The sequence below is a fragment of the Streptomyces sp. NPDC051567 genome (genome assembly GCF_044454165.1).
Lineage (GTDB): Bacteria > Actinomycetota > Actinomycetes > Streptomycetales > Streptomycetaceae > Streptomyces.
Genome location: NZ_JBITDK010000026.1, coordinates 61,913 through 78,726, shown reverse-complemented (window position 1 = coordinate 78,726; position 16,814 = coordinate 61,913). Strand labels below are relative to the sequence as shown.

Here is a 16,814-nt window from a genome sequence, read left to right as displayed (position 1 = left end):
TCCGGCATCCCATCGAGTTCCTGCTGCGAAGCCAACCGGACGGTGACGGTTTGCGGTGTAGGGCGAGGGGGTTCTGGCAGGCGCGGAGAGGGAGCGCGTCTGCCGGGACGGACAGAAATTGCCCCCCGGGCGTCCTCGACGACGTCCTCCGCCTGCTGCCCCGGGCCTGACGGCGCATGCACGAAGAGCCGGGGGCCGTGGCGTACCGCGACTCCCCGGCTCGGGGTGAGAAGGAACGACCGATGTCTAGTCGGGGAGGACCACGGACACCAGGTACACGTTCACCCGGTCACCCTGTTCGTCGACCAGCAGGTCGAAGGTGGGGTCCTTGGGCGTGGTGAAGGCCGTGTACATGGGGTAAGAGCGCCCGGGCTTCACCTTCAGCCCGAGCTCGTCCATGGTCCCCTCCGGGAACGGCGTCCTGGCCTGCGGCCTGACCTTCCCGTCGACGATGGTCTCGCCGTACGGCCACCGTGTGGAGTGCGCGAGCTTGACGCCGTGGTCCGTGAGGTACTTGTCCGCACAGGACTTCGGCGCGGTGAAGCTCAGTGTCATCTGCGGTCCGAACATCTTGGAACCGGAGAAGCGCAGGTTCTCGGTCTCGCAGGCCGGCAGCTGCAGCCCGAACGTGTCCAGCATCTCCTGTCGGGAGGCGCCGCACCCGGACAGCAGGACACCCGCTGTGGCAACGGCCACTGCGGAACGGATCACCATGCATATGCGCATCGAGCCACCTTCTTCATTCATCCGCGAAATCATAGGACGAGTTCCGGCTACCTGGTGATGCCGACCGACGTCACCTTGCTGCCCTGGACGGCGAAGTCCTTGGTGGCTCTATGGACGACCTCGAATACGCGTGGGGACCGCACATCCGCCTCAGCCGCTGAACCTCTGGGGCAGACAACGGCGGGCCGCACGGACACTTCTGTGCGGCCCGCCGCCGTGCGCGGGCCGGTGCGCCGCAGGACCCCGGCCTGCATCACCGCCAGCCGCTACACGCAGGAGGCTTGTTCGGGCATCCAGCCCGCGCGGGGTGTGCTGTGCGGGCATGCTGGCAGGAAGCCAGGTGGAGAGAAGGGGTGGCCGGGGTGGCGAAGAGCGATGCGTGGTGCGTGCCGGGCAGACGCTGGTCCGTGCCAGCAGCGTGCGGCGGATCGTGTGGCAGGACGAGCCGGGAGTCCTGGCGTTGAAGGTGACCGGCGAGCCCGGGCTGCTGCCCGTCGGCGGCCTCCAGGACCTCGCCCACCCCGGCCTCATCCCGCCCCGCCCCGCACCCGGCAACCGGGCCCGCCCCCGCCCCACCACCCGGTAGACCGCCGACAGCCGTTGGCCGGGACCGGACACCCCCGCCAGGAGACGAGACACGCACAGCCCTTCCGTCCCGGCCTGCGAACCGCCGCAGGTGGATGGCCCGCGCAGCGGGGTGCTCGTCTCCGTTCACCCGAGCAGCCACCCCCCGACAACGCGGGGCCGGGACGGCTGCGGGCCCGGCCTGGATGGCAGCCGGGCCCGCTGTGCTCACCGTGCCTTCGGGACCGGGCCTCGCTCCGGCCCGCCGCACCTACGCCGGGCCGTGACACCGGCCACGGCGGGTCGTTGAACCCGACGGTCAAGCGAAGTGCGCCACGAGGCCCCGGGCGTTATCGCCTGGGGCCTCGTGCCGACCGCCTCGGCCCCGGATGCGCACGCGCTGACCACGGCGTGCACGCCTGCGCGCGCACCGATCTCCAGGCCCACGTGGGCGGCCGGTCCGTTGGGCATCAGCATCGTCACGGCGAACGGGCTGATCTTCCGCGCTCCCTTGCTGTCGAGGACCTCGGCCTGGCTCAGAGCGGTCCCCGGCCCTCCCCTGCCACACCCGAGGACCACCGCGACCCGGTGCGCGTCCAGGGCCGGGTCGGCGTCGGCCGTCCCGGTGAAGCCGGCGTCACTCCAGGCCTCACGGGCGGGCGACCAGTGCGAACTGCGCGCTGCGGTCCAGATGACGCCGCTCACCGCAGGGCGGCACCAGCTGCGCGGTGACCGTCGCGGCGATCCGCACCGGCAGCGCCCGCGCCCAGGGCTGATCAAGCACAGCCGCCCCCGACACGCCGGCCGGCACGGCCTCTCAAGTGGCCGGGTACGCCCAGGCCCAGCGGCGTAACCGCTCCCAGGCCCGTCACCACGACACCCACGTCTCCCCTCATGGCGCACCCCCCGATCGACTACCATCGTCGCTCACTTCGAGCATGCCAATGGCGACTTAAAGTGAGCATGGTGCGGTGTGTGCGACGTTGCCCCTCGCACGGGTCGGACGTTCGCCCGGTGGAGCCGGTCAGCGACTGCGGTCGGGAGCCAGTGCCATGAGCACGGAGAGGTTGCTCCGGTGCCTGGTCAGGCTGTGGTCGCCGTCGGTTCAGGGTGTGTAGGTGAAGGCGATGCCGGGGGAGATCACGCCGGCGCCACTGACCAGCGCGACGGTCACCTGTGCGGGTCCCGGCCAGGCCGGCACGGTGAACCGGACCGTGTTGTCGTCGACCACCGTCACATCGCCGGCTGGACGGCCCGAGAATCCGCCCGGGGTCGGCGTGCCCACGTAGACAGCGGAGGTGCCGGTCAGCGCTGATCCGTGGATCGTCGCGGTCACACCGCCAGCTGCGGAAGCCTGTGCCGGGTCGATCCGGTCGACCTGCGCCGGGACGCCAGCGCTGTAGGCGTCGGTGTCCTTGATGTAGGTCGCGGTCACGAAGTGGTTGTCGTTCATGGTGACCGTGATCTGGTTGTTGCGGCCAGGCTGGGTCACGCCGTCGATGGCCCACTTGTCGAGTTTGTAGCCGTCATCGGGACGGGCGGTGGCGGTGACCTGGTCGCCCTTGTCGTAGAGCCCGGTGGCCGGGACGTCGACCGAACCGCCCTGGCCGGAGTCGGCGACCGCGGTCAGCGCATAGCGGGCTGGAGCGCTCTGACCGGGAACCGCGCGGTACTGCGCGAGCACCGGGGCAGTGAGGTTCATGACCCGGACGCAGTCGGCGGGCATCGGATCGCCCAGCGCGACACCGCGCGGTCTGCCGTCGAAGTCCTGCCGCGGGTTGGAGTACCACAGCTTGGCCTCACACGTATTGGGGTCCGCACAGGAGGACGGGTACCCCATGATGTCCGTCCAGTCCCGCGCCGCCGGCAGAAATCCATGGTTGTCCGGGTAGTACGGGTTGAAGTTGCTGCTGTGGTAGTCCTTGTCGGCCGGGTCGATCGGGTCGGTCACGTAGTCGTGGTTCAGGCCGAAGTTGTGCCCGATCTCGTGGGCCAGGTGGTACGGGCTGAGGGTGTTCGCCTGCTGCGCTCCGAACGCGGCGCCGTCCGAGCTGTACTTCGCGTCCTCGGCGGGCAGCATCCGCGGCAGCGAGGGAGTCGAGCCCGTGCCGACCGTGTAGGTGGTCCCGGCCTGTGGGGTGAACGCGGTCAGGACATGGACCAGGTCCGCACCCTTCTGGTCGCGCGTCTTGCGCACGCCTGTCGCCCAAGTACTGCTGTAACGCTTGTCGTTGGGGTCGCCCAGCGCGGCAGCCATGCCGCCGGTGTCACTCACCTCGCCGGACCAGGCATCCGTGGTGAACGTGCCCAGCAGCTTCAGACGTGCCTTGACCTGGCTGTCCGCGAAAGCCTGGTTGACCGCCGCGACGGTGGCCTTGACCCGCAGATCCAGCGCGGCGGCACCACCGTCGGTCGCCTTGACCGTGGCCGGGGTGTAGCCGATCAGCACGGTGACGACCGGATCGGTCACCACAGCCCGTGCCTGGGCGCCCGGGGTGAAGCCGGGGCGCTCCGGGAGCCTGAGGCTGTCGCGCGCCAACGGCGCCTCGGCGACGGTGTCGAACTCCCGTACCGTGGTGCCGTGGCTTCCGGGCTCGATCGCGTACCGCAGCCGACCGGCCGCCACGAACCCTGCGACCGCGCGCGCGCCAGAGCCGCACGCACCGTTCACCGCAAGGGTGACCGACCGATCGGGCTTGCCGTAGACATGCCCTGACCAGAGCAGCGTGCCGTCGCCGTCCTGCGAGATCGTGTCCGCCACCACGTCCACGGAGACACCGTGCAGCAGCGGCAGGGTGCGCCGGTCCGCCGCGGCCCCCTGCCGGGTGCGGCACAGCCCTGCAAAGGAATCAGCCGACCATGCGAGATCCCCGGACCGCACCAGCCCGGGCAGCACCCCGGTCCCCGAGCGGCCGGTACTGTTCGCGTCGCCGGCTCCCGTCGCCGTCGCCGTTGCCGTTGCCGTGGGCAGCGCCGCTGCCAGCGTCAGCAGCACCGCCAAGCCCGCCGCTGCGCGGGAGCGCCGCACCATCTGCCTGCCGTCTGATCCGAGCAACCCCATGTGCCATCTCCGTCGTCCGAGAAATCCGGCCCCTTCCAGAGGCCGGCGCCGGCCTTCTGTCTAGCCCGTGCCGCACGGCGTCAGAGGGTGCGCCGTGCCAAGCGGTACGACATATCGCTCGTTCGGCCGCAATGGGAGACCTCGACTGAACGGTCAAGCGGCCGAGCATCGGTGCCGGCCCCCCGCCGGCCGCGCGGCTCCCGCCGTCCTTGAAGTAGAACCTGCGCTGCGAGGACACCGGCGGCGTAGGCGGGCGGGAGGTGCTGGGTGATACGGCGTATCCGCCCGTCGTCCGAGGTACCGGTGACGGCCGTGAACCCGAACCGGACCCCACCACCAGCCCAGAACGCCCATCTCCCCTCCGGGGGCGCGAGGCCGAGCCGCGCGCGCCGTGCCGGTGCACCGCCCGCGCGGCGTACCGTGGGCTGGACGGCACACCATGTGAGGGAAGGGCCCGGGCGATGAGCAGGACCCCACCCACTGAACCCTGGTCGGCACATGTCCGCGGCGAGACCGTCATGCTGCCCAGCACCGCCGCAGACATCCGCAACGCTCTTCCCGCGGAGCGCCGCGCGCAGTTCGACACCGCACTCGCCGAGCTGGACACCGCCGGTGCCCCGGAAGACCTGCGCACGGCGCGGTTGGCGTGGTGGGCCCTGGAGGCCGTGCCCGGCGCCGTCGAGGAGACCGACGCGGAGGTCGCCCGGCTGCGCGCCGGTGACTGCAACGGCGCCGTCACCCTGGACGAGAACGGTGAACTGGTCCCGCTCGACGGCCACGAAGCCGCGTAAACGGCCTACCGCATCGTCTACGCCGGCCAGGCCGTTCGACGTGGTCTTCATGATGCCGCCGAGAACCGGTACGCCCGCGGCGGGGGCTCAAGTTCACCGCGCCGTTGGCAGTGCTCCCCGCAACGCGGGGACGACTGCTGCCAGCGCATCCACGTCCGGTACTGGTCAGGACCACCCCCGCGCGGGCGGGGACGACACCCCGCGCCCAGCCGGGAGTGAGCCTCCGTCAACTTGTAGTCGCTGGTCACAGGGATGGTGTGACCGGCTCTACGGGTACTCACGCTGGTCGTGGGCAGCTGGCTGCGGCGTAGATCGTCTGTCAGTGGTTGACTTCGAGGTTCGTCGGAACGAGCAGCGCCCGCAGGAGTTGGGTGGCGCGGGCGGGGTCGGTGCGCAGTTTGGTGACGGTCCGCCAGTTCTTCAGGTGGGAGAAGCCGTGCTCGACCGGTGTGCGTCCGATGGCGAGGACGCGGTTGGCGGTCTTCTGGCCGGGGGTGAGCTTGTGAGTGCGGGTGGCTGTGCAGCCGGTGACGATCACTGGGTCGTGGATGTCGTTGTCCAGGCCGCGGAAGCCGAGGTCGGCCAGTGCCCCCGGGGCCGGCGGCGCGGAGGTGGGCCAGGATGTGGTCGTGGCGGGCGGCGGTGTTGTCGTGGGTGCTGCCGGGCCGGCGGCGGATGTCCAGATCAGGCGGCCCTTCTCGTCGGTCGGGGCGAGGAAACGCAGGCCATGGCTGTGGTGCTTGCCGGAATAGTTCCGTCGGTCGGCCTTGCCGGTGCGGTGCCTGGTGCGGATGAGGGTGCCGTCGATCAGGACCACCTCCCCGCCCTGCTCGGCGACCTTCCTCCGACTGCTCAGCTTCCTCGGGCAGAAGGCCGGTAAACGGGTAGGTGACCACCTGCTCCGGGTGCAGCACACAGAGCTCGGGCACGAAGCCGTCGGACCCGACGACCAGCGGCTGCGGCGGCGCGTTCGGCGCTTGCCAACCCCCCACGACCGCCGCCGACGCAGGTGCATCTCCAGGTCGTACCGGCCCGTGCCGTGCGCGTTGAAGGGGCACCAGAACACTTGAAGCAGATCGCTGTCGCCCGGCTCCGCCGGCAGGTCGGGCGCATCCCGCCGGTACAGCTGGGCGAGGCTGCTCATCGGCAGCGGGTCGATCTCGGATGCCCCGGGGGTCCGGTGCTCCCGGTGCGGTTCGCCCAGAAGCTTCCGTTCCTCGTCCGTCGGGCCGGAAGCCTGCTCGCGGGCCCATGCGGAGCCAGGACCTGCCGATAGCGACGGATGTCAGCCGGGTGTCGACCACGCCCACGGCCGTGTGCCTCGCCGTACACCGGCCACAGCACAGGACCGCCCACGGAACTGGCCGAAAGGTCTGGTCTGCCCGGCCGCGGATGGAGCCGAGTTGTCGTTCCCCCGAAAGGCGGCCAGTTCCGGGAAGAGCGCCTCGATATCGAGAGGGCGCGCGGGCGTGGTCCTCGTCATGGACGCGACCTCAGTCGCCTGAAAGCCCCGGTCACCGAGCACCCCCGGCAGCTACGCCCCAGCACCGGTGCTGTCAGAGCCCGTTCAGCAGAGCCACTCGGGCGGCTGCGTCAGCGCTCACAGGTGGGTGGTGAACGGCCGTCGGGCAGTTTCCGCAGCCGGCCGCGGTCAGTCAGTCCGGCCAGCTTCCCCCGCAACGGTTCCAGGCTCGGCCGCCCACCTGCTCGGGAGCCGCTACGGTCGAGGTGCGTTCATCGGTGAGCTGCCCGCGCACCCGCTCAAGGACACGTTCGTCGACGGCGAGTTCGTCCCGCTCGGCCCGCACCTCCGCCAGCTGCTTGACCACCCGCTTCACCCACGACCTCCACCGGCTCACCCCGGCCCAGCGCGACCGCTTCCGCCAGGTCGTGCGCACCACCTTCGTCCACGACCTCCGCGCCGGCCGGGGCTTCCGGTCCGGGCTGCGCATCAAGCGCGTCCCGGCGCACGTCCGGGGTCTACGAACTCACCTGGGCACCCGACGGACGCGCCACCTGGTCCTACGGCCAGGAACAGCACCACGGGGCCCACATCGTCTGGCGGCGGATCGGCACCCACTCGATCCTGACCGGCCCCTGACCGAGGTGGTACCGCCAACAATCGCGGGCCTTCCCCAACCTGGGGAAGGCCCGCGATGTGATGGGGCTCAGCCCCCAACGAGTTCAGTGTCCACGTCAGCTTCTCCGTGGAGGTTGTCGCCGTCAGCCTCGGCCTTCGGTACGGGCCTGGTGTCTGACGGTCAGGGAGTTGGGTCAGCAGGGGAGGGTGGACTTACCGGCGGCGCCGGTGGCACCGGTGGTGCCGTTCGCGGTGGCTGTGGCGGCGGTGCCGTTGCCGCCGGGCTTGCCGGGGCAGACCGGGCTGGCCGCGCCGCCGGCACCGCCTGTGCCGCCCGTGAAGTTACCGCCGGCCGTAGAGGCGCCGCCGTTACCACCCGCACCGCCGGGGATGCCGGTACCAGCGTTGCCGACGCCGCCCACGCCGCCCTTGCCACCGGTGCCGCCGAGCGTGGCGGCGCCTCCGGCGCCCCCGTTACCACCGTTGCCATTGGCGCCGCCTGCGCCGCCGGCACCGCCCATGCCACCGGTACTGCCGCTGCCGCCGGCGTTGCCGCCATTGCCCCCGTTACCACCGTTGCCATTGGCGCCGGCAGCGCCGCCGGTACCACCGAGACCACCGACACCGCCGCTGCTCCCGACGCCGCCTGAGCCGTTGCTGCCGGGGAAGCCGAGGACGCCGAAGCCGCCGCGGGCCCCGGAGGCAGCCGCGTCCGTGCGGTCTGCGGTGGAGGCGACGGCGGGGACGGCAGTGAGGCCGACGACGGCGATCGAGGCGACCAGAAGGGTCCGTGAAGCGGTGATGGTGCGCATGAAGCGCATGAGGTGCCTCTCGATGGATGCAGCCGGAGATACTCCCCAGCTGACTCGGTGTCAACGTAACTCGCCCAGGGGGCATGACACGGTCTACGCGAGCACCCATTGGCCTTAAATGAACTTTTTGACCAAATTTTGGCCGTAAGTTCATATTTTTCCGAGTCTTGAAAAGCTGCGGACACCGGCCCCCAGGTTCAACCCTGCATCCGGCACATCATCTGGCGCCGCACTCCGCGACCGCGTCGAGCGCCCCGGCCGACAGCCCGGCAGCGGACCACCACTCCGCCGACTCCCGGCCCGCGTCGACCGTTCCACCAGCTCCGAAAACCAAGGCCGCCAGAAAGGTGAGAGGCCACCACCGGTTGCCCGCCAGAGATTCTCAGGCAAGCCCGGTGGACAAGCCCGGCTTGCCCACCCCCATCCAGGGGCGGCACAGTCGTCCGCCGCCCTCGCACGGGAGACCGAAGCCAAACGCTCCCTGCTCCGCATCCACCAGGGACCGGCCGACCGGAGCACCTACTGCGAAGGCCGCGTCGGCCCCAACGACCTCGAACCGCAGCGCCGTCCGGGAGGGTGGTGGCCACCCAGCCGGTCCGGAGCTTCTCCTCGAACTCCTCGACCGTGACCAGACCCCAGCAGTCGACAAGCCCGTCGGCGTAGATGAAGAGGTCGGTGAGGTAGTAACGGCCGCCGTTGCGGATGAAGGCGTGCCGCCAGGTTCCGGGTATGCGGACGCCGTCCGCGGTGCGATGGGTGATCCGGTTGCCGATCATCCCGTGTCTCGCGGTGACCGCCGAGGAGACCTTGATCTTCCTCGGGCCGGCAGGTCCGGCCGCACGGAGGCGGCGCGCACGGACCTCAAGATCAAGTTTTACGGCCGTAAAACACGGAAGCGGGCCGCGCACCGGGGTGGTGAAGGGCTCGGGGCGGTGCCAGCAGCGATGTCCGGGGCGCCGTCCTCCCACTGGCCCCGGCCGATCAAGTCGTTCACGACGGGGCGGACCTGCCGGGCGGTGACCTCGGCGACATCGTCGTGGGGGCCGAGGCGGATGGCGTCCAGCAGTTGGCACCACGAGGTGCGGCCCGTCTCCAGCGCGGCGACGAACGAGTACGGCCAGCCGGGGATGAACTGGTCACTGGAGCGTCCCGAGCGTCCGTAGACGTGGCAGAACAGGCGGTCCGGGCTGGTCGGCGCGTCCGGACGCAGCCACGGCGAGACATCGACCGCCAGGACCAGGCGCCCGTCGGCGGCCTTCGGCTGCGGCAGCACGGCCAGTGCCTTACGCAGCCTGTCCGCATCGATGCAGCCCTGGTTGAGCGCGGCGTACAACGCGCCGTGCCCACGCCGGTGCTCGGCCAGCAACGTCAAATCGACCGGCGAGGTCACCGGGCCGTCCTCACAGAGCATCGCGTCGCACAGCTCGAACAGCGTGTCAGCGCGCCGGGTCAGACATCCGTAGAGGTCCTCCCGAAAGTGCGAGGTGAAGTCGAACGCCTCGTCCCGGCCATCGTGGTGCGGCAGACCCATTCCCCACGGCCTTCGCTGGTCAAGTGCCTTCTTGGTCGGAGCACAGGATCAGACGGGGCCGTGTTCACGTCCCCGGAATCCCCGTACGAGCGATCACGTTCGGGGCATCGTTCGGTCAGCCGGAGTCAACAAGATCAAGCGTTCTCTTCGGGCCCAACGTGGCGAAGGACTGTCTCGTGCTCGCCTGCGGCGACGAGCCCGTCGATGACCTTGACCATCGACGGCACACCCGCGTCGCGCACGATGAGGCCATCCCAGCACCACCAGTAGTCGCCCTCTGGTTCCCCTTGAGGGCGCAGCAGTAAAAACAAGCTCAAGAGCCGACCGGCCATACCGCCGGCCAACATCCGCGGAGCGACCTCCGACCCGGGGATCATCAGGGAACCGAAGGGCATCCGTGCTCCTGGCACCCACCTCCCCGGCGTCATCACCGCGGGCACCTTCCTCATCGACGGCGAGCGGGTCTTCCGGAACGTCCACGACCCGGCCAAAGCCGTCGTCATCGAACTGGCCGACGAACGGTACGCCCGCCTTGCCGTCCAGGTCACCGACCCGCGCACGACCGTGTCACTCATCGAGCACGCCATACCACCGGCCCGACTCCCACCCCACCCGCTTCGCTCAACCGCAGTCCGCCCATGACTCGAAGCCTTGCACCGCATCGAGTTCCGGCTGCCCCGCACGGGTCGGTCCGTCCGGGCCGGGCGCGGGCGGCCCGACCGGGGACGCGCCCCCGGATGACGTGCGGAGGGCGGAGTCGTGAGGTTCAGTGCAGGGCCGCTCCCGGGGCCACGTGGAAGCGGGTCGCGTCCGGGAGGGGGCGGCGGTCGGGGGGTTCCAGCATGTCTCTGCGCTCGAACCATTCGGTCAGGCGGGTACGGGCCTGCTCGTCGCGTTTCCGGAAGCGGTCGTCCGCTCCGTCGGTCTCCGCGGGGGAGATCTCGCGGAGCAGGACACGGATCGGCGCCGTGTCGTCCTCCGACAGGTGGAGGGCCAGGACGGAGAAGGCCGTGCCCGGGGGGAACACCACCTCCGGTTCGTCGTCCGCCCCGAGGAAGACGGACGTGCGGCGGCCGGTGGTGGACCAGATCCCGAACTCGACCGCGCCCTCCAGTTCCACGTCGCACGCCGGGACGGTCGCCACCGCCGCGGGCTCGACGAGGACCGTGCCCGGCACGTACCGGTCCAGTGGCACCCGCTCCGCCGGGGCCGCGAGCATGACCGTCCCGTAGTGCCCTGGCAGGCGGCGCAGGCCCGATTCCAGGCAGCGCAGCAGTGGGGTGAAGGGGCCGGGGGCGGCCGCCCGCGCGGCCTCGGCCAGTCCCGCGCGGGACGCCAGGTCGGGGGCGTCGGCCTGGTACAGCGCGATGGCGACCATGTCCGGCTTGAGGCCGTCCTGCGCCAGGGAGCGCAGCGACGGCAGCCGGGAGGCCAGCAGCTCCGCCTTGCTGGCGAGGATGTGGTACTTCTCGCCCAGGAGTTCCCGGAGAGCCGCTCGGTCGTCCGGGCCGCTCCGGCCGCCCGGTAGCGGCGGGGTGACGGGTATCCGCGGGGTGACGGGAGCCTCCCGCACCGGGGGCTCCGGTTCCTCCGGAGCCGGAGTCGGGGCCGGAGTCGGGGGCAAGGTCGGAGCTGGTGCCAGGGCCGGGTCGGTCGGTCCGCTCGGGGGCGGGGGCGGGGGCGGGGGCGGGCCCGGTACGGTACGGGGTTCGGGGGCGGGCTCGGGCGCCGGCGCCGGCGCCGGGCGGGAACTCGTGGAGCCCAGCCAGCGCAGGTTCAGTTCCCCCGCCCAGGAACGGGGCTGCTCCTCGTCGGACGCGTCGCCGTGGAGCAGTAGTCCGTACGGTTCCGTCGCGCCCAGGTCCGGCAGCGCGGCCAGCACCCCGGGCAGTGCCCGCCGGACCTCGGGGCCGACGGGCCGTTCCCCGTCTCCCACGATCAGGACCGGGCGGGCCGGGTCGGGGGGCACCGTACGGGGGCGGGCGTCCGGCACCCGGTCCGCCGGGCGCAGCCAGAGTCCCGCCGGGACGAGTTCGAGGACCCAGCCCTCCGGGTCCGCGCAGGTGTACAGGGCCGGGGCCGTCGCCTCCGGGCCGGACGGCCGCAGCCACGCGGACGGCACCACGCGGTGGTGTGCGGGCGAGGCGGCGAGTTCGAGCAGGAGGGGCTGCCAGGTGGGCGCGCCCCGTGCGTCGAGGTACGTGGTGGCGTGGTCGTCGGCCGTGCGTACGGGGAGGCCGATCGCTGCCCGTACCGTACGGTCGAAGCGGTCCGCGAGGGCCACTGCCATGGCGACGAGGTCGCACGGGTCGGCCCACGGCGCGGCCAGCAGGAGGTGCCGCGCGTCCGCCGCGTCCGCCGGTACCCGGTCCAGGAGTTCGGCGGCGGGCAGCGTGGGGCGGGCCGGTGATCCGACCCCCAGGAGGAAGGTGTCCGGGCCGACGCCGATCAGCGGTTCGACCGCCTCGGGCGGTCTTCCCAGCCAGACTCCGCCCGGAACGGTACGGCTGTCCTCCTCCGGCTCCTCCCCCGGCGCCTCCTCCGGCTTCTCCGTCTGCTTCTCCGTCGGCGTCGTTCCGAATCCGTGCATGCCGCCCTGGGACTCCGCCACGACGGGGACGGGCGGCGCGGGGGGCGGGAGTGGTTCCTCCGGCTCCTCCAGTTCCTCCGGCTCCTCCGGCTCCTCCTGTGCCTGCGGTTCCGCCGGGGGCCATCCCGGGCCCAGTTCGTACGGCTCCTCCCCCGGCTGCGCCAGCCACCAGGTGCCGGGTTCCGCGAGTCGCAGCGTGCCGTCCGGTTCGACGCTGACCACGTCGTCCGGGGCGACCACCGTGAAGCCCGCCGCCGTGGCGACCGCCTGCACCGGGCGGCCGCCGCCGGGGCCCCGTGCGGCGAGGCCCGAGGCGGCGAGGACCAGGCGGGTCGCGCCGCGCTCCCCGGCGAGGGCCACCAGGCCCGGCAGGGCGCGGCGGAGGACCTGTGCCGCGTCCGGCGCCGCGGCCAGCACCAGGAGCGCGCCGGGCAGCGGGGGCAGCCCGCTCAGGACGGGGGTCAGGGCGGCGGCCGTCTCCTCGGGGGCGATCACCAGGTGCGGGCCGACGGGGTGCGTGCCCGATCCGGTGGCGGGGTCGGGAGTGGTCATCCGGGGTGTCCGTTCTGCGGGGTCCGGCCGTCGGGGTCGAGCAGCGGGGTCTGGAGCTGCACCGTGCGGCGGCGGGTGATGTGCAGCGCGCGTCCGGTGGGCAGCACCTTCGGCTTCGTGCCGCCGAAGAGGTAGCCCTCGGTGGGCGGGCAGGAGAGCAGGACGGCCGGAGTGTTGACGTCCTGGAGCTTGCGCAGGAGCGGGTCGGACAGGCCGCGGCCGGCGCCGTTGGCGGAGCGGGCGACGATGATGTGCAGGCCGATCTCCGCGCCCTGGGCGAGGTGGTCGAGGACGGCGGCGAAGGGGTGTGCCGACATCGAGCCGTTGACCAGGTCGTAGTCGTCGACGAGGACGAAGAGTTCCGGGCCGCTCCACCAGTCGCGCCGCCGCAGCCGGTCCGGGGTGATGTCGGCGGCCGGGACGCGGTTGGCGATCGCCTTGCCCGCGCCGGTGATCATCTGGCGCAGCGGGTCCACGGAGACCGCGTAGCCGAGGCGGTACTCCTCGGGCACGGTCTCGTACATCTCGCGGCGGAAGTCGGCCAGCATGAGGCGGCCCTGGTCGGGGGTGTAGGCGCGCATGATCTGGGTGGCGATGTGCTGGAGCAGGTTGGTCTTGCCGGTCTCGCTGTCGCCGACGACGATCAGGTGCGGGTCCTGGGAGAAGTCGTGCCACAGCGGCTGGACGTCGTTCTCCTCCAGACCGAGCGGGATGCGCAGGGAGCCGTGGGGCTCGGGGAGGTCGGCGGCGTCGAGGACGAGGGGAAGCATCCGGACCTCGGGGGCGCGCGGGCCGGTCCAATGGTCGGCGACGACGTCGACCAGGTCGGCGACGCCCTCGCTGAGGTCGTGGACGGTGCCGATGCCGTCCAGGCGGGGCAGCGCGCACAGGAAGTGCATCTGGTCGGGGGTGAGTCCGCGGCCGGGAATCTTGGGGACCTTGGCCGCCGCCCGCATGTTGACGACCGAGTCCACGGTGTCACCCAGGCGCAGTTCGAAGCGGGTCTGGAGCTGGTCCCGGAGGGCGCCGGTGATCTCGCCCCAGCGGGTGGTGCCGACGAGCAGGTGGACGCCGTAGTTGAGGCCGCGCTGGGAGATGAGGGTGAGGGGCTGGACCAGGTCCATGAACTCCTGGCGCAGGGTGTTCCAGCCGTCGATGACCAGGAACACGTCTCCGTGCGGGTCGTCGGGGAGTTCACCGGCCGCCTTCTTGCGGCGGAAGGCGGCGACGGAGTCGACGCCGAGTTCGGCGAAGTACTTCTCGCGGCGGGTGATGACCGCGTTGGCCTCGGCGATGGTCCGCACGACCCGGTCGGGGTCGTGCCGGCCGGTGACCGAGCCGACGTGCGGCAGACCGCGCAGGCTCGACAGGGCGCCGCCACCGAAGTCCAGGCAGTAGAACTGCACTTCGGCCGGGGTGTGGGTGAGGGCGAGCGCCGTGATCAGGGTGCGGATGAGGGTGGACTTGCCGGACTGCGGGGCGCCGGCGATGCCGATGTGGCCGTCGGCGCCGCCCAGGTCGGCCACGAGCAGGTCGCGGACCTGCTGGAAGGGCCTGTCGACGACGCCGACGGGGACCTTGAGCGTGCCGCGCACCTCACCTTCGGCGGTGAAGCCGTGCTCGGGGTGGGGTCCGATCGGGGGCAGCAGTTCGTCGAGGGTCGGCGGCACGTCGAGGGGTGGCAGCCACACCTGGTACGCGGGGGGACCGGCGTCGACCAGGCGTTCGGCGGCGATGTCGAGGAGCGTCCCGGTCTCCTCGGCCGCCGGCTCCTCGGCCGGGTCGGGGGTGGCGGGCAGCACGCGCGGGGCCACGTACTCGGTGCCGAGGGCGACGACCTGGCCCTCGATGACCGAACGGCGGGCGGCCGGGCGGCGCTTGGGCCGGTAGGTGCCGGAGACGTAGGCGGCCTTGAAGCGGGTGAGGGTGGAGATGTCGCTGCGCAGGTAGCCGTTGCCGGGCTGGGAGGGGAGCTGGTAGGCGTCGGGGACGCCCAGGACGCCCCGGGACTCCATGGCGGAGAAGGTGCGCAGGCCGATCCGGTACGAGAGGTGGGACTCCAGCTGGTGCACGCGTCCTTCGTCGAGTCGCTGGGAGGCGAGCAGCAGGTGGACGCCGAGGGAGCGGCCGAGGCGGCCGATCATGACGAAGAGGTCCATGAAGTCGCGGTGGGCCGCGAGCAGTTCGGAGAACTCGTCGACGACGACGAAGAGGGTGGGCAGCGGGTCCAGCGGGGTGCCGGTGGCACGGGCGGTCTCGTACTCCAGGAGGGAGGCGTAGTTCCCGGCGGCGCGCAGCAGTTCCTGGCGGCGGATCATCTCGCCGTGCAGCGCGTCGCGCATGCGGTCCACCAGGTCGGCCTCGTCGGCGAGGTTGGTGATGACGGCGGAGGTGTGGGGCAGGCCGTCCAGGCCGAGGAAGGTGGCGCCGCCCTTGAAGTCGACGAGGACGAAGTTGAGGATCTCCGAGGAGTGGGTCAGGGCCAGGGCGAGGACGAGGGTGCGCAGCAGTTCGGACTTGCCGGAGCCGGTGGCGCCGATCAGCATGCCGTGCGGGCCCATGCCGCCCTGGGCGGATTCCTTGATGTCGAGGTCGATGGGGGTGCCGTCGGGGCCGAGGCCGAGGGGGACCCGGAGCTTGTTGGACTGGTTGCGCCGCGCCCACTGCTCCTTGACGTCGAAGCGGTGCAGGTCGGGGATGCCGAGCAGGCCGGCCAGGTCGAAGTCGGTCTCCAGGGGTTCGCCCGCGTCGAAGCTGTCACCGAGGCGGTACGGGGCCATGGCGGCGGCCAGCCGGGTGGCGGCGAGGGGGGTCAGGCCGTCGGGGACGCCGAGCGGGGTGATCTGGTCCTTGCGGTTGCGGTCGGCGCCGACCATCTCCAGGGCGGCGGGGCCGTCGGGGGGGCCGGTGATCCGTAGCCGGAGGGTGAGCCGGCCGTGCTTCCACTCCAGGGCGGAGCCGACGTCGACGACGGTGGTGTTGCGGTAGCCGCCGAGCGCGGCCCGGTGGGGGGAGGTGAAGACGGCCCCGTCGAGTACGACGACGGTGTACGGCTCGTCGCGGCTGGGGGTGGCGTCGGGCTCGTAGGGCGGCCGGGCGCCGAACTCCTCGCCGAGCAGTTGCTCCAGTTCGCCGATGGTCGCGGCGACGAGCCGCAGCGGCCCGGCGCCGTCGGTCTCGTGGGGGTGCAGGGCGTGCGGGAGCCACTTGGTCCACTCCCAGTGGGCGCGCCGGCCGGGCGCGGCGACGACCGCGATGCGTAGTTCGTCGGGGGCGTGGAAGGTGGCCATCTGGGCGAGGACCGCGCGGACCAGGGCGCGGGAGCGGTCGTCGTCGGGGCCCGTCCCGGTCCCGCCCGCGGGCCGGGTGGTATCGGAGGAGGAGTCGGCGGCGGCGTCGGTGCGGATCATGACGTGGGCGAAGCCGCGCAGGTGGATGGCGACGGGCTGGTCGGCGACGGAGCCGTACGCGTGGATGAAGCGGCGCAGCGCGTGGGCGCTGAGCGGTTCGAGGTCCTCGACCGGTTTGGTGGCGAGCGGGGCGAGGCGCACGGCGAGGCGCTGGGAGCCCAGCGCGATGCGTACGTCGCTGAAGTCGGGGTGGGAGGAGCGCCGTTCCCACAGGCGTGAGGTCCGTGCCAGGAAGGGCAGTTCGGCCGGGTCGGGGTGGCGCCAGGCAAGAGCCTCCTGCTGGCGGAGGACCTCCTTGCGCACCTGCCGCCGCATCTGTGCCAGGTAGCGCAGGTAGTCACGGCGCTCGCCGGTCAGTTCCTGTTTGCGGTCGGCGTTGCCGCGCATGATCTGGGTGACGATCATGCCGATCGCGGACACGGCCATGGTGCCCATGGCGATGTACGTCATCATGCCGCCGTTGGGGCGCAGGAAGATGAAGACCATGGAGAGCGAGGACAGCGCCATCGGCACCATCGTGATGATGCTGCCCATGCCGTTCTGCTTCTCGGGCAGGCCGGGGGGCTCCTGGAGCTGGATCTCGCCGTCCGGCATCTCGGGACCCGGCCGCCGCGGTGGGCGGTTGACTTGCACCACGCTCAACGAACAACGCTCCTCACGCCTGGCTCATGCCTGGCGGCCGACTCCGTGCGGTTTC

The 16,814-nt window shown here is 71.8% G+C and carries 11 protein-coding genes and 4 pseudogenes; 3 read left to right on the top strand and 12 right to left on the bottom strand.

What is annotated here, in order from left to right:
• Positions 1-246 precede the first annotated feature (246 nt).
• Complete coding sequence (locus tag ACIA5F_RS24505) at positions 247-747, bottom strand: hypothetical protein (RefSeq protein ID WP_399356398.1); 501 nt, start codon at positions 745-747, stop codon at positions 247-249.
• 358 nt (positions 748-1,105) lie between these two features.
• Here ACIA5F_RS24505 and ACIA5F_RS24500 point away from each other — a divergent pair, with 358 nt between their 5' ends.
• Positions 1,106-1,312 carry a hypothetical protein gene (locus ACIA5F_RS24500; RefSeq protein WP_399356396.1) on the top strand — a complete coding sequence of 69 codons (207 nt, stop codon included), beginning with the start codon at positions 1,106-1,108 and terminating at the stop codon, positions 1,310-1,312.
• Positions 1,313-1,518: 206 nt separating this feature from the next.
• Here the strand turns inward: ACIA5F_RS24500 and ACIA5F_RS24495 are convergent, their stop codons facing one another.
• The 4 genes and pseudogenes from ACIA5F_RS24495 to ACIA5F_RS24480 form a co-directional block, all read right to left on the bottom strand.
• Positions 1,519-1,995, bottom strand: a complete 477-nt coding sequence (locus ACIA5F_RS24495) for a beta-ketoacyl synthase N-terminal-like domain-containing protein (protein ID WP_399356394.1) — start codon at positions 1,993-1,995, stop codon at positions 1,519-1,521.
• Positions 1,940-2,074 (bottom strand): hypothetical protein, encoded by a 135-nt coding sequence (locus ACIA5F_RS24490; protein WP_399356392.1) that lies wholly within the window; start codon positions 2,072-2,074, stop codon positions 1,940-1,942. The genes ACIA5F_RS24495 and ACIA5F_RS24490 overlap by 56 nt, the downstream gene beginning before the upstream one ends.
• A gap of 321 nt (positions 2,075-2,395) precedes the next feature.
• Positions 2,396-4,351, bottom strand: coding sequence for a reprolysin-like metallopeptidase (locus ACIA5F_RS24485; RefSeq protein ID WP_399356390.1), 1,956 nt, complete (start codon positions 4,349-4,351; stop codon positions 2,396-2,398).
• 238 nt (positions 4,352-4,589) lie between these two features.
• A pseudogene (locus tag ACIA5F_RS24480) lies at positions 4,590-4,677 on the bottom strand (XRE family transcriptional regulator); the annotation flags it as partial.
• A gap of 135 nt (positions 4,678-4,812) precedes the next feature.
• Between ACIA5F_RS24480 and ACIA5F_RS24475 the strand changes: the two are divergent.
• Positions 4,813-5,142 carry a hypothetical protein gene (locus tag ACIA5F_RS24475; RefSeq protein WP_399356388.1) on the top strand — a complete coding sequence of 110 codons (330 nt, stop codon included), beginning with the start codon at positions 4,813-4,815 and terminating at the stop codon, positions 5,140-5,142.
• Between the two features lie 319 nt (positions 5,143-5,461).
• Here the strand turns inward: ACIA5F_RS24475 and ACIA5F_RS24470 are convergent, their stop codons facing one another.
• From ACIA5F_RS24470 to ACIA5F_RS24450, 5 genes and pseudogenes are all read right to left on the bottom strand, one after another.
• A complete protein-coding gene (locus ACIA5F_RS24470; protein WP_399356386.1) occupies positions 5,462-5,959 on the bottom strand; it encodes a transposase family protein in 498 nt (165 codons plus the stop codon).
• Between the two features lie 838 nt (positions 5,960-6,797).
• Positions 6,798-6,980: a hypothetical protein gene (locus tag ACIA5F_RS24465; protein WP_399356384.1), complete on the bottom strand. Its 183-nt coding sequence runs from the start codon at positions 6,978-6,980 to the stop codon at positions 6,798-6,800.
• A 436-nt stretch (positions 6,981-7,416) separates the two neighbouring features.
• Positions 7,417-8,034 carry a hypothetical protein gene (locus ACIA5F_RS24460; RefSeq protein ID WP_399356382.1) on the bottom strand — a complete coding sequence of 206 codons (618 nt, stop codon included), beginning with the start codon at positions 8,032-8,034 and terminating at the stop codon, positions 7,417-7,419.
• A gap of 560 nt (positions 8,035-8,594) precedes the next feature.
• Positions 8,595-8,810: pseudogene (locus tag ACIA5F_RS24455) on the bottom strand (DUF1768 domain-containing protein); the annotation flags it as partial.
• A 125-nt stretch (positions 8,811-8,935) separates the two neighbouring features.
• A pseudogene (locus ACIA5F_RS24450) lies at positions 8,936-9,565 on the bottom strand (transposase); the annotation flags it as partial.
• A gap of 312 nt (positions 9,566-9,877) precedes the next feature.
• Here ACIA5F_RS24450 and ACIA5F_RS24445 point away from each other — a divergent pair.
• Positions 9,878-10,207: pseudogene (locus ACIA5F_RS24445) on the top strand (hypothetical protein); the annotation flags it as partial.
• Positions 10,208-10,331: 124 nt separating this feature from the next.
• Here the strand turns inward: ACIA5F_RS24445 and ACIA5F_RS24440 are convergent.
• Positions 10,332-12,707: a hypothetical protein gene (locus tag ACIA5F_RS24440; protein ID WP_399356381.1), complete on the bottom strand. Its 2,376-nt coding sequence runs from the start codon at positions 12,705-12,707 to the stop codon at positions 10,332-10,334.
• The gene (eccCa, locus tag ACIA5F_RS24435) at positions 12,704-16,711 is read right to left on the bottom strand and encodes a type VII secretion protein EccCa (protein ID WP_399356433.1); all 4,008 of its coding nucleotides are present in this window, start codon (positions 16,709-16,711) and stop codon (positions 12,704-12,706) included. Before eccCa ends, ACIA5F_RS24440 begins: the two co-directional genes overlap by 4 nt.
• Positions 16,712-16,814 lie beyond the last annotated feature (103 nt).